The sequence below is a fragment of the Pseudomonas sp. 1 R 17 genome, from assembly GCF_900067035.1.
In the GTDB taxonomy this organism is placed as follows: Bacteria; Pseudomonadota; Gammaproteobacteria; order Pseudomonadales; family Pseudomonadaceae; genus Aquipseudomonas; species Aquipseudomonas marginalis.
This window is the reverse complement of sequence record NZ_FKLB01000027.1, coordinates 19151-35143: the sequence shown is the minus strand read 5'-3', so window position 1 is coordinate 35143 and position 15993 is coordinate 19151. Positions and strand designations below refer to the sequence as shown.

At 61.2% G+C, this 15993-nt stretch carries 12 protein-coding genes; 2 read left to right on the top strand and 10 right to left on the bottom strand.

Annotation, left to right across the window (positions count from 1 at the left end):
- The 7 genes from BFP99_RS08590 to leuC all read right to left on the bottom strand — a co-directional run.
- Window positions 1–1052 (bottom strand): type IV pilus assembly protein FimV (locus BFP99_RS08590; RefSeq protein ID WP_176719687.1); only part of this gene is annotated, 1052 nt, incomplete at its 3' end.
- Window positions 1053–1215: 163 nt separating this feature from the next.
- On the bottom strand, window positions 1216–2226 hold the full coding sequence (locus BFP99_RS08585) for an aspartate-semialdehyde dehydrogenase (protein WP_065947094.1): 1011 nt from the start codon (window positions 2224–2226) through the stop codon (window positions 1216–1218).
- Between the two features lie 484 nt (window positions 2227–2710).
- On the bottom strand, window positions 2711–3823 hold the full coding sequence (gene asd, locus BFP99_RS08580; RefSeq protein ID WP_027604071.1) for an aspartate-semialdehyde dehydrogenase: 1113 nt from the start codon (window positions 3821–3823) through the stop codon (window positions 2711–2713).
- A gap of 64 nt (window positions 3824–3887) precedes the next feature.
- Window positions 3888–4970, bottom strand: a complete 1083-nt coding sequence (gene leuB, locus BFP99_RS08575) for a 3-isopropylmalate dehydrogenase (protein WP_017530190.1) — start codon at window positions 4968–4970, stop codon at window positions 3888–3890.
- A 52-nt stretch (window positions 4971–5022) separates the two neighbouring features.
- A complete protein-coding gene (locus BFP99_RS08570) occupies window positions 5023–5787 on the bottom strand; it encodes a class I SAM-dependent methyltransferase (protein ID WP_065947093.1) in 765 nt (254 codons plus the stop codon).
- 47 nt (window positions 5788–5834) lie between these two features.
- Window positions 5835–6479, bottom strand: a complete 645-nt coding sequence (gene leuD, locus BFP99_RS08565; RefSeq protein WP_065925092.1) for a 3-isopropylmalate dehydratase small subunit — start codon at window positions 6477–6479, stop codon at window positions 5835–5837.
- A 10-nt stretch (window positions 6480–6489) separates the two neighbouring features.
- Window positions 6490–7908 carry a 3-isopropylmalate dehydratase large subunit gene (gene leuC, locus BFP99_RS08560; RefSeq protein WP_027604068.1) on the bottom strand — a complete coding sequence of 473 codons (1419 nt, stop codon included), beginning with the start codon at window positions 7906–7908 and terminating at the stop codon, window positions 6490–6492.
- Window positions 7909–8048: 140 nt separating this feature from the next.
- Here leuC and BFP99_RS08555 point away from each other — a divergent pair, with 140 nt between their 5' ends.
- The gene (locus BFP99_RS08555; protein WP_065925091.1) at window positions 8049–8939 is read left to right on the top strand and encodes a LysR family transcriptional regulator; all 891 of its coding nucleotides are present in this window, start codon (window positions 8049–8051) and stop codon (window positions 8937–8939) included.
- A gap of 66 nt (window positions 8940–9005) precedes the next feature.
- Complete coding sequence (locus tag BFP99_RS08550) at window positions 9006–12284, top strand: EAL domain-containing protein (RefSeq protein WP_065947092.1); 3279 nt, start codon at window positions 9006–9008, stop codon at window positions 12282–12284.
- Between the two features lie 3 nt (window positions 12285–12287).
- Here BFP99_RS08550 and BFP99_RS08545 read toward each other — a convergent pair whose 3' ends face one another.
- The 3 genes from BFP99_RS08545 to BFP99_RS33250 form a co-directional block, all read right to left on the bottom strand.
- On the bottom strand, window positions 12288–13544 hold the full coding sequence (locus BFP99_RS08545) for a hypothetical protein (RefSeq protein ID WP_065947091.1): 1257 nt from the start codon (window positions 13542–13544) through the stop codon (window positions 12288–12290).
- 70 nt (window positions 13545–13614) lie between these two features.
- The gene (locus BFP99_RS08540) at window positions 13615–14571 is read right to left on the bottom strand and encodes a hypothetical protein (RefSeq protein WP_141690767.1); all 957 of its coding nucleotides are present in this window, start codon (window positions 14569–14571) and stop codon (window positions 13615–13617) included.
- 97 nt (window positions 14572–14668) lie between these two features.
- Window positions 14669–15964, bottom strand: coding sequence for a hypothetical protein (locus BFP99_RS33250; protein ID WP_176719686.1), 1296 nt, complete (start codon window positions 15962–15964; stop codon window positions 14669–14671).
- Window positions 15965–15993 lie beyond the last annotated feature (29 nt).

Below are 15993 nucleotides of genomic sequence, written 5' to 3'. Positions count from 1 at the left end.
TGCAAACGGGCCAGTTGATCGTTTTTCAGTTGAATCAACTTTTGCAGTTTATCCAACTGGCTTTGCAGATCTGCCGCACGGCTCTTGAGTTCTTCGTTATCGCGGCGGGTGGTGTCCAGTTGCTCCTGGGTCATCGCCAGCTTGTCACTCAAGACCTGGCTGTCACCGGCCTTGCCCTTGCCGCCCTTCCTGGCTGCTTCAGCCGAGACCAGGCTCAGGTTGTCCTGGGTATTGGTGGTCGACGGCGCATTGCCGGCCTGGGCACGCTTGGTGGCGTCCAGTTGCTGCTTACCGGCCGCCTGATTGGTCGCCCCGCGCCGACCCTGGCGCCAGGCGGCATTTTGTACCCTCACTTCGGCAATTGCCTGAGGCTGCGGCAACGCCGTGCTTTGTACGGTGTCCGGCAGGCGCAGCACCTGGCCGGTTTTCAGGCGGTTGATATTGCCGTCGATAAAGGCGTCGGGATTGAGTGCCTGAATGGCCAGCATGGTCTGCTGCACCGAGCCGCCATTGCGGTGCTTCTGCGCAATTTCCCACAGGGTGTCGCGGGAGGTGGTGGTGTGCTGGGCCGGCTTGCTCACAGCGGGCGCACTGCGGGCGGGCGTTCCCACGCGCGGTGCAGGTGCTGCGGGGGTCGAAGCCGACTGGTCGAACTTGGCAGGGTCGAGCAACACGCTGTAGTCGCGCATCAAGCGGCCATTGGGCCATTGCACCTGCAGCAGGAAACGTACGTAGGAATCCGGCAGCGGCTTGCTGGAGGTGACGCGCACCACGCTGCGACCGCTGGGATTGATGACCGGGGTAAACGTCAGGTCATCGAGAAACGCCTGGCGATCGACGCCCGCGTCCACGAACGCCTGGGATGAGGCTAGGCTCGGGGTGATCTCGGACGCCGTGAGGCCACCGACATCGAGCAATTCGATTTCCACCGACAACGGCTGGTTCAACTTCGACTTGAGGGTCATTTCCCCCAACTGGAGCGCCTGCGCCATACCGGAGGACAGCGCCGAGGCGGCCGCTATTGCTAACACCAGTTTGCGAACTTGAACCATAGCCTCATCCTTTGTTTGAACACTCCCCGGCCTGCGAGAAGGTTGGTAACCGCTTGCCATAAGGCATGGCGAGCCGATAGGTCACCGACGCGCAATTGTTCCTGCTTGGGGCCAAGCATAGCGCCTGGTTAGAATCAATCTACAAATTGCCGCCAAGTATCTTTTACGCAAGGCGTTTTATCAACAACTGCGCCAGTTGCACGGCGTTAAGGGCGGCGCCCTTGCGTACGTTATCTGACGTCAGCCACAGATTTAGTTCAGCTGCGTCATCCACTCCCGCGCGCACCCGGCCTACATAGACCACATCCTGGCCCACTGCGTCGCCCACGGCTGTAGGGTAATCCCCCTCTTCTACCAGCTCGATACCCGGCGCGGCCTCCAATGCGCGGTTGACGGCGGCAAGATCGACCGCCGCGCCCAATTGCAATGACACAGTCAGGCTATCGCCAAAAAACACCGGGGCTTGAACGCAAGTTGCGGAAATCTTTAGCAAAGGTAATTCCAGGACTGCGCGCAGTTCGTGAACCAGGCGCTTTTCCAGGGTGGTATGCCCTTGGGCGTCTGGCGTGCCGACTTGTGCCAACAGGTTGAAGGCCATTTGCCGGTCAAAGAACTTAGGTTCCAGAGGGCGCACATTCAGGAGCTCGGCGGTCTGACGTGCCAATTCGCTGACGGCTTCGCGGCCCTGGGCAGACACTGCCAGGCTGGCAGTGACGGCGACACGCTGGATGTCCAGCAAGCCGCGCAACGGCGCCAGCACCACCGCCAGGTTGGTGGCCGACGGGCTCGGGCTGCCGAGCTGGAACGGTTTTTCCAGGCCGTCGAGGACGTGGGCATTGGCTTCCGGCACCACCTGGGGCGCCTGCTCGGCGGGCAAGGCTCCCGACAAGTCGATCACCGAGCAACCCGCCGCCGTGGCTCGCGGCGCGAAGCTCAGGGTGACTTCCGGGCCTGCGGCGAAGAAGGCCAGTTGCACCTTGCTGAAATCGAATTCGTCGACCTCCTTGACCCGTACGTTCTTGCCGCGAAACGGTACCGAGGCGCCAGCAGAGTTACTGCCCGCCAGCAGGTACAGGGTGCCCACCGGGAATTCCAGCTCTTCGAGAATCTGCACCAGGGTTTCACCAACGGTGCCGGTGGCACCGATCACGGCAATTTCAAAGGTCTGGGTCATGGGGGCTGCCTCGGGCATTGCGGGGGGAGCGGCACTTTACCGGGTGGCCGGGAGCGAGGCAATTAGCCTGGGTCTGGCTAAGTGGCTGATGGCCCTATCGAGGCATGGGTATCTACACAACTTCCAGTGAATACGGAATCTATGGCAATTAGGCTTCTGTGGTGAGCGGGCTTGCCCCGCGCTGGGTTGCGAAGCAGCCCCAATAAGGTCAACGCAGAGTGCCAGAATCAATCGAGGTGAAGGTTTTGGGGTTGCTTCGCAACCCAGCGCGGGGCAAGCCCGCTCACCACAGAGTTATGTGTCAGCCTTTAAGAGTTGTGTAGATACCCATGGCTATCGGGGGCAAGCCCCTCCCACATTCAACCGAGTTCCAACCTTGAAATGCTGTTTACTGTGGGGGGGCTTGCCCCGTTAGCGCCCGAAAGAACAATAAAAAACCCGCGCCTGTCACCAGAACGCGGGTTTCTATTATTGCTTCAAGCGATCAACGCTCCAGCAAGATCCGCAACATGCGACGCAACGGCTCGGCCGCGCCCCACAGCAGTTGGTCGCCGACGGTGAATGCGCCCAGGTACTGGGTGCCCATGTTCAGCTTGCGCAGACGGCCCACTGGTACATTCAGGGTGCCGGTGACCTTGGTCGGGCTCAGCTCCTGCATGCTGATGTCGCGGTTGTTCGGCACCAGCTTGACCCAGGGGTTGTGCTGGCTGATCAGCCCTTCGATATCGGCGATCGGCACGTCTTTGTTCAGCTTGATGGTCAGCGCCTGGCTGTGGCAGCGCATGGCGCCGATGCGCACGCAGATGCCATCCACCGGGATCGGGCTCTTGAACCGGCCGAGGATCTTGTTGGTCTCGGCCTGGGCCTTCCACTCTTCGCGGCTCTGGCCGTTCGGCAGCTCTTTGTCGATCCACGGGATCAGGCTGCCGGCCAATGGCACACCGAAGTTCTCGGTCGGGTAGGCATCGCTGCGCATGGCTTCGGCCACACGGCGGTCGATGTCGAGGATCGCGCTGGCCGGGTCGGCCAGTTGATCGGCGACGGCGGCGTGGGTCGCGCCCATCTGCTTGATCAACTCACGCATGTTCTGCGCGCCGGCGCCGGACGCCGCCTGGTAGGTCATGGCGCTCATCCACTCGACCAGGCCGGCTTCGAACAGGCCGCCCAGGCCCATCAGCATCAGACTGACGGTGCAGTTGCCGCCCACATAATTCTTGGTGCCGGCATCCAGTTGCTGGTCGATGACCTTGCGGTTGACCGGGTCGAGGATGATCACGGCGTCGTCCTGCATGCGCAGGCTCGAGGCGGCGTCGATCCAGTAACCCTGCCAGCCGGCTTCACGCAGCTTGGGGAAGACTTCGCTGGTGTAGTCGCCACCCTGGCAGGTGAGGATCACGTCGAGGGTCTTCAGCTCTTCAATGCTGTAGGCGTCCTTGAGCGGGGCAATATCCTTGCCCACGGACGGCCCTTGGCCACCTACGTTCGAAGTGGTGAAAAACACCGGCTCAATAAGATCGAAATCCTGCTCTTCCAGCATCCGCTGCATGAGCACGGAACCGACCATACCGCGCCAACCGATCAGACCTACACGTTTCATCGCAACTACACCTTGTTAAAAAGTGGGCCGCCTTGCAGCAACAACTGCAAGCGGGCCCGAGAGATTACAGATTCCGCAGCGCGGCGACTACTGCGTCGCCCATTTCCTGCGTACCCACCTTGGTGCAACCCTGCGACCAGATGTCGCCGGTGCGCAAGCCCTGGTCCAGCACCAGGCTCACGGCCTTCTCGATCGCATCCGCGGCGTCGCTCAGGTTGAAGCTGTAACGCAGCATCATCGAGACCGACAGGATGGTCGCCAGCGGGTTGGCAATGCCCTGGCCCGCGATGTCCGGCGCCGAGCCGTGGCAAGGCTCGTACATGCCCTTGTTATTGGTGTCCAGGGACGCCGACGGCAGCATGCCGATGGAACCGGTGAGCATCGAGGCCTGGTCGGACAGGATGTCGCCGAACAGGTTGTCGGTGACGATCACGTCGAACTGCTTCGGCGCACGGACCAATTGCATGGCGGCGTTGTCGACGTACATGTGGCTCAGTTCGACGTCCGGGTAATCCTTGGCCACTTCTTCGACGATTTCGCGCCACAGCTGGCTGGAGGCCAGGACGTTGGCCTTGTCCACCGAGCAGACCTTCTTGCCGCGCACACGGGCCATGTCGAAACCGACGCGGGCGATACGGCGGATTTCACTCTCGCTGTACGGCAGTGTGTCGTAGGCCTGGCGCTCGCCATTCTCCAGCTCGCGCACGCCCCGTGGCGAGCCAAAGTAGATACCGCCGGTCAGTTCACGCACGATCAGGATGTCCAGGCCCGCCACCACTTCCGGCTTCAGGCTCGACGCATCGGCCAGTTGCGGGTAGAGGATCGCCGGGCGCAGGTTGCCGAACAGGCCAAGTTGCGCGCGGATTTTCAGCAGGCCGCGCTCAGGGCGGATATCACGCTCGATCTTGTCCCACTTCGGGCCACCCACGGCGCCCAGCAGCACGGCATCGGCGGCGCGGGCGCGGTCCAGGGTTTCGTCGGCCAGGGGCACGCCGTGCTTGTCGATGGCAGCGCCGCCGATCACGTCGTGGCTCAATTCGAAGCCCAGGCTGTACTTGCTGTTGGCAAGCTCCAGGACCTTGACCGCTTCGGCCATGATTTCCGGACCAATACCGTCGCCAGGGAGAATCAGAATCTGCTTGCTCATGGGTTCCTCATTTCATCGAGCGACCTGCCCGTGGGCAGGTCGGGAAAATTAATCAGCGTTCGGCCCAGACCACCAGCACGTCGGTGCTGAAGGTGCCGTCGGCCTGAATCTCGTAGTAATCGCGCACTTCCTGGCCCATCGCCTGCTGCAGCTGCAGGATCGCGGCGCGCAGCACTTGCGGTGTGCGCATGCGTTCGACCCACGAGGTGTATTCCAGGCGCAGGCGCTGGCGGCTGCTGTTGCGTACGTGCAAACCGGCTTCGCTGAGCTGGCGCATCCATTCGGCGGCGGAGTAGTCACGCACGTGGCTGGTGTCGCGCAACACTTCGACGGTTTGCAGGTAAGTGTCCAGCAACGGGCTGCCCGGTGACAAGACATCGACAAACGCCGCCACGCCGCCCGGCTTGAGCACGCGGCGCACTTCGCGCAGGGCCACGCCGAGGTCGCTCCAATGGTGCGCCGAATAACGGCTGAACACGAAGTCGAATTCGCCATCGGCAAACGGCAGGCGCTCGGCGGCGCCGTTTACGGTGCTGATATTGGTGAGACCGCGATCTTGCGCAGCGGCGGCCACCACATCGAGCATCTGCTGGGATAGATCGTAGGCCACCACTTCCTTGACCAATGGCGCCACATGGAAACTCACATGACCGGCACCGCAGCCCAGGTCCAGCAGTCGTGCACCGCCCTGCCCGGCCAGTTCGGCCTGGAGCAGCGCGAATTCGGTGCCTTGGGCGTGCACGGCACTGCTCAGGTAGGCAGACGCCTGTTCGCCGAATTGTTTTTGCACGACTTGGGTGTGGGCGGTGCTGGTCATGGTGGCATCCTTCAAGGGTTGTGTTGCTGGTACCGGCCTACATCAATTTATGCGTCACGAAACAACCAGGGCTGGCTCACCCGGTGCCTGGCTTCGAACGCGGCAATCGCATCGCCGTCCTGCAAGGTCAGGCCGATATCGTCCAGGCCGTTGATCAGGCAGTGCTTGCGGAAGGCGTCCACCTCAAAGTGGTACACCTTGCCGTCCGGACGGGTCACGGTTTGCGCAGCCAGGTCGATGGTCAGCTGGTAGCCCACATCGGCTTCCACTTGCTTGAACAGTTCGTCGACTTCTTCGTCGGTCAAGATGATCGGCAACAGGCCGTTCTTGAAGCTGTTGTTGAAGAAGATGTCGGCATAGCTCGGCGCGATGATGCTGCGAAAGCCATATTCTTCCAGGGCCCACGGCGCGTGCTCGCGACTGGAGCCGCAACCGAAGTTTTCCCGGGCCAGCAACACGCTGGCGCCCTGGTAGCGCTCGGCGTTGAGCACGAAGTCCTTGTTCAGCGGGCGCTTGGAGTTGTCCTGGTAGGCGTAGCCCACGTCCAGGTAGCGCCATTCGTCGAACAGGTTGGGGCCGAAACCGGTGCGTTTGATGGACTTCAAGAACTGCTTGGGGATGATCTGGTCGGTGTCGACGTTGGCACGGTCCAACGGCGCGACCAAACCGGTGTGTTGGGTAAAAGCTCTCATCGGGTTTTCCTCAGATCAATTCGCGAACGTCGATGAAACGACCGTTGACGGCAGCGGCGGCGGCCATGGCCGGGCTGACCAGGTGGGTACGGCCACCCGCGCCCTGACGCCCTTCGAAGTTACGGTTGGAGGTGGACGCGCAATGCTCGCCCGACTCCAGGCGATCCGGGTTCATCGCCAGGCACATCGAGCAGCCCGGCTCACGCCACTCGAAACCGGCTTCGAGGAAGATCTTGTCCAGGCCTTCGGCTTCAGCCTGGGCTTTAACCAGGCCCGAGCCTGGCACCACGATGGCCTGCTTGATGGTCGAAGCGACTTTGCGGCCCTTGGCGATCACCGCCGCCGCGCGCAGGTCTTCGATCCGCGAGTTGGTGCAGGAGCCGATGAACACGCGATCCAACTGGATGTCGGTGATCGCCTGGTTGGCCTTCAAGCCCATGTACTTCAAGGCGCGCTCGATGGAACCGCGCTTGACCAGGTCGGCTTCCTGCGCCGGGTCCGGCACGTTCTGGTCGACGGCCAGGACCATTTCCGGCGAAGTGCCCCAGCTGACCTGCGGCTTGATCTGGGCAGCATCGAGTTCAACCACGGTGTCGAACACCGCATCGGCGTCTGACACCAGGTCTTTCCAGGCTTCAACCGCGGCGTCCCAATCGGCGCCTTGCGGTGCAAATGGGCGCCCCTTCACGTATTCAACGGTTTTCTCGTCCGCCGCCACCATGCCCACGCGAGCACCGGCTTCGATGGACATGTTGCAGATGGTCATGCGGCCTTCGATGGACAGGTCGCGAATGGCGCTGCCGGCGAACTCGATGGCATGGCCGTTACCGCCGGCGGTGCCGATCTTGCCGATCACGGCGAGCACGATGTCCTTGGCGGTCACGCCGAACGGCAAGGTGCCTTCGACACGCACCAGCATGTTCTTCATTTTCTTGGCGACCAGGCACTGGGTGGCGAACACATGCTCCACCTCCGAGGTGCCGATGCCGTGGGCCAGGGCGCCAAACGCACCGTGGGTGGAGGTGTGGGAGTCGCCGCAGACCACGGTCATGCCCGGCAAGGTGGCGCCCTGCTCCGGGCCGATCACGTGGACGATCCCTTGACGCACGTCATTCATCTTGAATTCGGTGATGCCATATTCGTCGCAGTAGTCGTCGAGGGTCTGCACCTGCAAGCGCGACACGGTGTCGACAATGGCGTCGATCCCGCCCTTGCGCTCCGGGGTGGTCGGTACGTTGTGGTCCGGGGTGGCGATGATCGAGTCGACGCGCCAGGGCTTGCGCCCGGCCAGCCGCAGGCCTTCGAACGCTTGGGGCGAGGTCACTTCATGGATGATGTGACGGTCGATATAGATCAGCGACGAGCCATCGTCGCGCCGTTTCACTTCATGGGAATCCCAAAGCTTGTCGTAAAGCGTTTTGCCGGCCATCAGTCGGTCCTCATCAGCGGTGTTTCTATGCGCCGGGCTTTTCAATAACCCTTTGGCTTGTGAGGCTGATGGTATGGCGCTACATTAAATAACTCAAATTCATATTTTTTATGCTTTGGATTACCAACTGGAATACACCCATGGACCTGGCCAACCTCAATGCCTTTATTGCCATCGCCGAGACCGGCAGCTTCTCAGGTGCCGGTGAACGCCTGCACCTGACCCAACCGGCCATCAGCAAGCGCATCGCCGGCCTGGAACAGCAATTGAAGGTGCGACTGTTCGATCGCCTGGGCCGTGAAGTCGGCCTGACCGAAGCCGGCCGGGCCTTGCTGCCGCGCGCTTATCAGATTCTCAACGTGCTGGACGACACCCGCCGCGCCCTCACCAATCTCACCGGAGAAGTCAGCGGCCGCCTGACCTTAGCCACCAGCCACCATATCGGCCTGCATCGTTTGCCTCCGATCCTGCGTACCTTCACCCGGGAATACCCGAATGTGGCGCTGGATATTCAGTTTCTCGATTCGGAAGTGGCCTACGAAGAAATCCTCCACGGCCGCGCCGAAGTGGCAGTGATCACCCTGGCGCCCGCCCCCCATCACCTGGTACGCGCCACCCCGGTGTGGGACGACCCGCTGGATTTCGTGGTGGCGCCGGAGCACAGCCTCACCGGCAACCGCGACGTCAGCCTGGCCGATATTGCCGGCCACCCGGCGGTTTTCCCTGGCGGTAATACCTTTACCCACCATATTGTCAGCCGACTGTTCGAGGCCCAGGGCCTTACCCCGAACATCGCGATGAGTACTAACTACCTGGAAACCATCAAGATGATGGTCTCCATCGGCCTGGCCTGGAGCGTGTTGCCGCGCACCATGCTCGATGATCAGGTGGCGAGTATCGCTTTGCCGGGCATACAACTCAGTCGCCAGCTAGGCTATATCGTGCACACCGAAAGGACGCTGTCGAACGCTGCGCGGGCGTTCATGAGCCTGTTGGATGCACAGGTGGATCTGCCAGTGATACCGGTATGACGCCGTGCGGCCCCAGGTTGTGAATAAAACCGCGCTGTTTGCCCATCGAGCCAAGGCCCTTTGATAATGCGCAACCCTGTCGACCCTCTGCCTCCCCTGCCCCGTATCTACGCCCTGGACCCCCAGCAGGCGGAACAAAGCTGGGACAGCGCCCCGCAACTGCTGGCAGCCCTGAATGCTGCCCGGCTGGGCGCGTGGTGCTGGGAAATCGACACGGGCCGTATCAGCTGGTCACGGGGCACCCAGGCGCTGTTCGGCTTCGACCCGCGCCAACCACTGCCCAAGGACCTGGACTACCTCGACCTGCTGGCGCCCTCGGATCGCTCCCGGGTGGTGCGAGCCTTTCATGCGGTACTGGCCGGCGAGCCGTTCGAGCAGGCCATGCACCATCACATCCAATGGCCGGACGGCACCCATCACTGGCTGGAGATCAACGGCAGCCTGGCACCGGACAAGGCCGGTCGGCGCCGCATGATCGGCGTGATCCGCGAAACCACTCGCCAGCGCGAGCGGGAGCACGCCCTCAGCCATTCCGAAAAACGCTTCGCCACGCTGTTTCACCTGTGCCCGAACATGGTGCTGTTGACCCGCCAGTCCGACGGCCTGATCAGCGAAGCCAACCAGTATTTCGAGATGCTCTTCGGCTGGCCGGTGGCCGATGCCATCGGCCGCAGCACCCTGGACCTGGGCCTGTGGAGGCACCCCGAACAACGTGCGCAGCTGGTCCTGGCCACCCAGCGCAAGGGTGAACCCATCACCATGGAAGTGCAGTTCTGCGCCAGCAACGGCCAGATCCACGATGGCACCCTCAGTGCACAAAAGGTCGAACTGGAGGGCGAGGCTTATTTGCTCAGCACCTTTCTCGACACCACCGAGCGCAAAAACGCCGAAAATGCCCTCAAGGACAGCCAGGAGCGCCTGGACCTGGCCCTGGACTCGGCGCAACTGGGCACCTGGGACTGGCATATCCCCACCGGCATGCTCTACGGCTCGGCCCGCGCCGCTCAACTGCACGGCCTGCCACCCGAGCCCTTCCATGAATCCTTCGAGGCGTTTTTCGAGGGCATGCCCAGGCAAGAGCGCGAGAACATGCGCAACGCTTATCGCACCCTGCGCGAAGGCCCGGCCGGCAATTACCAACTCACTTACCGCGTGCCAGTGGAAGACGGCAGCTCGCGCTACCTGGAAAGCCGCGCCCGCCTCTACCGCGACGAGCAAGGGGCGCCGCTGCGCATGGCCGGCACCCTGCTGGACATCACCGACCAGGTGGAACGCGAACAACGCCTGACCGCCTCCGAAGAAAAGTTCGCCAGCCTGTTCCAGGCCAGCCCCGATCCCATCTGCGTCACCTGCCTGGACAGTGGCGGGTTCATCGAGATCAACCCCGCCTTCACCCAGACGTTTGGCTGGACGGCGGCCGAGGTGATCGACAAGAGCGCCGAGCAGATCGGCCTGTGGGACGAGTCAAGCAAGCGCCTGCAGCGTATCGAACAGGTGATTCGCGACCAGGCGTTGAGCAATGTGGCCATCGTGGTGCACCACAAGAACGGCCAAACCCTGACCTGCATGATTTCCAGCCGGCTGATCAAGGTGGGCGACCAGCCGTGCATCGTCACCACCTTGCGCGACATCACCCAGCAACAACGCTCGGAGGCCGCGCTGAAGGCCAGCGAGGAAAAATTCGCCAAGGCCTTCCATTCCAGCCCCGACGCCATCTCCATCACCGAGCGCGACACCGGCCGTTATGTGGAGGTCAACGATGGCTTCTGCCGCCTCACCGGCTACCGTGCCGAAGAAGCCATCGGCCTGACGCTGTACCAGATCGGCATCTGGGCCGATGAAAACCAGCGTTCCGCCTTGTTGGCCGAATTGCAGATCAAAGGGCGCATCCCTCACCTGGAAATGCTCTGGCACAACAAGCGCGGCGACGTATTGGCGGTAGAAGTCTCGGTCGAGCCGATCACCCTCAATGAAACCCCGTGCCTGCTGCTGACCGCGCGGGACGTGAGCCTGCTGAAAAACGCCCAGGCGCAGATCCGTCACCTGGCCTATCACGACCCGCTGACCAACCTGCCCAACCGCGCGCTGCTGATGGATCGCCTGAGCCAACAGATCGCCTTGCTCAAGCGCCATAACCTGCGCGGTGCCCTGCTGTTTCTCGACCTCGACCATTTCAAGCACATCAACGATTCCCTCGGCCACCCGGTGGGCGACACCGTGCTGAAAATCGTCACCGCGCGCCTGGAAGCCAGCGTGCGCATGGAGGACACGGTGGCGCGCCTGGGCGGCGATGAGTTCGTGGTACTGCTCAGCGGCCTGGATGGTACGCGCACTCAAGTCAGCACCCAGGTGCAGGAACTGGCCGATACCCTGCGCGAATTGCTTTCGGAGCCGATGTTCCTCGATGGCCATCGCCTGCAGGTCACGCCAAGCATCGGCGTGGCGTTGATTCCCGACCATGGCACCACCCCGGCGGACCTGCTTAAGCGCGCCGACATAGCCCTGTACCGGGCCAAGGATTCGGGGCGCAACACCACGCAGATGTTCCACAACAGCATGCAAAAGGCCGCCAGCGAGCGCCTGCGCATGGAAACCGACCTGCGCCTGGCCCTGTCGCGCGGCGAGTTCAGCGTGCATTACCAGCCCCAGGTGGATGCGCGCGGCAACAAGATCGTCGGCGCCGAGGCCCTGGTGCGTTGGCAGCATCCGCAGTTGGGCGCGCAGTCGCCGTCCGAATTCATCAAGGTCCTGGAAGACAGCGGCCTGATCCTCGAAGTGGGTACCTGGATCCTCGATGAGGCCTGCGCCGCCTTTGCACAGCTGATTGCCGAAGGCTTGGTGGACCCGTTGAATTTCAGCCTGTGCGTGAACATCAGCCCCCGGCAGTTTCGCCAGAACGACTTTGTCGAACGGGTGGAGCGCAGCCTCAAGCGGCATCAACTGCCCTGCAACCTGCTGAAACTGGAAATCACCGAAGGCATCGTGATTCAGAACCTGGACGACACCGTGGCGAAGATGCGCCGCCTGAAAAAGCTCGGTGTCAGTTTTGCCATGGATGACTTCGGTACCGGCTACTCATCGCTGACGTACCTCAAGCGCCTGCCGGTGGATGCACTGAAGATCGACCAGTCCTTCGTACGCGACGCGACCCATGACCCCAACGACGCCGAAATCATCCGCGCCATCGTGGCCATGGCCCGCAGCCTGAACCTGACAGTGATTGCCGAAGGCGTGGAAACCCCGGAACAACTGGCATTCCTGCAAAAGCTGGGCTGCCATTTGTTCCAGGGGTATTTGCACAGTCGGCCACTGCCGATCGAAGGATTTCGGCGGTTGTTGGGCTAGCCCTTACACCAGCTTCAACGCAGTGAGCGTTTTGCGCCGCCAGGGCGACTCGTTCAAGGCGTACTTTTGCCCATACAGGTCCAGCATCCCTTTGACGACCACCACGGAATGCCAACCGTCTGCAATCGTACCGATTGCACCGTTGACCAACTCCTCGACAGTGCCGTTACGGATGTAACCGAACAGGCCCAGGCGCTGGAGAGCCTCACCGGGGTATTCGCCATCGTTGAGGGTTTCCAGGGCCGCCGTAAAGCTTCTCCCCGCACGGAAATCGTTGTTCTCCAACTGCGCCCGCTTGGCGCTGCAGGCATAGAGGAAGTTGGCGTAATCCAGCAATACCCGGTTGCTGCCATAGAAGTTCGACGCGGCGGTAGCCTGCCTCAGTTCCTCATGGCTCAAGCGCAACCGGAAGCCATCACGCATGGTCACTTCGCATCCGGCTGGCGTTCTGTAGATGGCCGTGTAGATGCCTTCGGGGAAACGGGTGATAGCCGCCTTGATCGCCGACACCGTCACGCAATTGCCCTCCACACCTTGATAAAAACCGCTCCAGATATCGGCGTGCCGGATACTTTCCGATACCTGAGCCAGGCCCCTGTCACGCTGCGGTGGCGTCTCACGATCATCAAACAGCACATAACCGTAACCTTCGCCGTGCGTGTGATTGGCGCCGCCCACCACGAGCGCCGCTCCGAAGTCATGGGTCTGGCGGACCCAGGCCAAATCCCTGCCGACCATGTCGCGAGCGGCAACCCATCGCGACAACCCATACACGCCCATTCCCTCCAGGCAACGCTTGCTTGTCTCGCCCTCAAGGGTCTTCGCCAGGGCGGCGTCGAACGTCGCGTAGCCGCCCAGTTGCTGCTTGCGCTTTACAAAGGCCGCCAACATGAAGTTGGCGTGCTTCAGCGCATCAGGGTCCTGCCCTGTGAACCTTGACGCCCGGGTGACCTGCTCAAGCTCTGCCTGGGACACATGCACCCTGTATTGATCCTTCATGGTGACGGCATAACCTTCACCCGCTTGGGTTACCTGCTGGAAAACATCGGAGGGACGCGGGCCGAGGGTCATCATCATCAGTTTGATAACCGCCACGTGAGTACTGCAGTCCCTATTTTCGCCGAATCGACGCTCGGCGGCTGCGAATGCATTCACGGGCCCATCAAGGCTCATCCCGGCCCCGGAGCGGACAATACTTGAACCATGCTCAGGCAGCCGTTTTGCCATGACCGTGCGATGCCCCTCAATCAAAGTGTTCATCGGACTGCTCACTCAAGGCTGGACTAAAACGTACAGCCAGGGCACTGGCCGCACCTCTTGCACGCGCACATCACACCAATGCGATGGCATCCCCACGGGTCGGCGCGGAACCCTGGCGCCCATACATCTCTTCGCGGCCATTGATCACCGCCACGGAATGGAAGGCTCGATTGCACATGCCCAGTTGCCCCCTGGCGAGATCTCGCACACTCACCCTCTTCATGTGCTTCCTGAGGCCCAGACGCAGGAAACCCTCGCCTGGCCCAAACTCATCCTCCCCATTGTTCAAGCTTCTCACTCCGGCGAGATAACTGCGGCTCGCCCAGCCGTCGTTGTTTTCCATCTGTGCACGCTTGGCACTGACGGCGAACAGGAATTGCGCGTCCTTGAGCATGCCTTTATCGCGGCCGATAAAACGCGAAGCCGCGGCGCCAATTTTTAACTCTTGATCCGTCAAGTTAAGTACAAAATCATCGCGCATCGTCACCCGGTAACCATCACTTGTCTTGCTCACCTCTTTATAGATATCCGTTGGACTTTGGCCGAACTTGTACATGGCTGCCTTGATGGCCGATACCGTGACACAGTTACCATCCGGGCCTTGACGAAACCCACTCCAGATATTGTCAGGTTTTGCGCCATTACGTTTATCCGACAGGTTCGGTATAGGCACAAACTGTTTGGGTTGCGGCTCCGGCGGCACGACGGGCTCGACGGTCGGATTTACCTGAGGGCGCGGCGTACTATCGGGAACCAACTTATCCGCTTTACTCGTTAGAAGATTAAATAACTGCGTAAAAAACGAAGTGAACAACGTAATAACGCTGGCAGCCGGATCTGGATCGGCTCCTATCGCCGCCTGACCGCGTGGCCCGCCTGCGGTAACAGATGCAGCGCCTGTGCCAAACTCGATAGATTTAAATCGATAGGAAGGTGCAGGTTCGTTGACGGCCGCCGGCAAGTTTCTGTTATACGCCAGACGAACATTCACTACGCGCGCAATATTATGAATCGAACAATACGACATGGTGTTCACTCCACTTTCTGAGTATTTCTCCAAGCGCTGTGCCGCCCGGAGAAACACCGTTTTATTTATCCAAGAAGTTTCGACGCAATGGCAGGAATCAGTTTCCTAACCGACGACGGTTGATAAAGGCCCACCCCTTGAAGTCAGTCTCATTTTCAGCAGGGCCAGGACTGGTGACGTCCGCTTCGGGCTTTGGCTGATCGGGAATATCCTTCTGCCTGTTATCGGTCGAGGTCAGGGTGTTTGTGTCAGGTCGCGGTGTAGTTCCGGGCAGGGGCGTCGATTCAAGCCGGTGCAGCGCGCCAGGATGGATGCCTGAAGACTTGGCTTTGGAGGGTGGTGTCACCTTGGCGTCAGGAGCCTTGGTGTCCGGCACCTTGGCGTCCGGCACCTTGGCGTCCGGCACCTTGGTGTCCGGCACCTTGGCGTCCGGCACCTTGGCGTCCAGCACCTTGGTGTCCGGCACCTTGGCGTCCGGCACCTTAGCGTCCGGCACCTTGGCGTCCGGCACCTTGGCGTCCGGCACCTTGGTGTCCGGCACCTTGGCGTCTGGCACCTTGGTGTCCGGCACCTTGGCGTCTGGCACCTTGGTGTCCGGCACCTTGGTACCAGGCAACTTGGTGTCCGGCAGCTTCGTATCCGTCGCCCTGTTGTCCGGCATCTTGGTGTCGTGCCGTGGAGTCACGTCGAGCCTGTGCACCGGGTGAGCATTAAGCCGTACCTCAGGCCTGATGGGCGGCACCTTGGCATCGGGTTGTGGAGTCACCCCGGGGGTGGGCACCGAAGGAGGATTGACCCGTCCTCCGTCGCGCTCCACATGGGTATCAGGACAGTGACAATTGCCGATATTGAGTTCCACCTTGACCTGCGCATTCGAGTCGTTGCTCACGTTGACACGGGGCACAGGGACCGACTGAAGCGTCCCTTTGTCGACTTTCACTGTCAGCTGATTCGTCGTATCCGATGTAGCCCTGGGCGTTGTGCCTGGTTCCCCCTTCACTTTCAATTGGGTCGCCAAGTCCGGGGTGGTCCCTGGCAACTTGGCTGGTTCCGCCTTTGCTTTCAACTGGGTCGTCATATCCGGCGTGTGCTTGGGTGTTTTATCGGAATGTGTGGTCAGGGCAGGCGTCATGTTTCTCACCGACACCATCTCACGCATGGTTTTGAAGACTTGCTCAAGCATGTCGAACAATTTTGAAAATGCTCCGGCGTTGATCATCATTTCACCGTGAGGCGCTCGGGCGACGTCAGGCCGAAGCGCAGGCGAAATCCATACTGGATCCGCCTTGGAAGAACTCAGCGGTTCATTGGTTTTAAGAGGTGTCGATGGCAGCAAGTGGTGACGCGGGGTCTCAACCTTTACAGAGGGTGAACCATTAATCGAGATGGACATAAATACGCTCCTTAGTGGGCGCCCCTCCC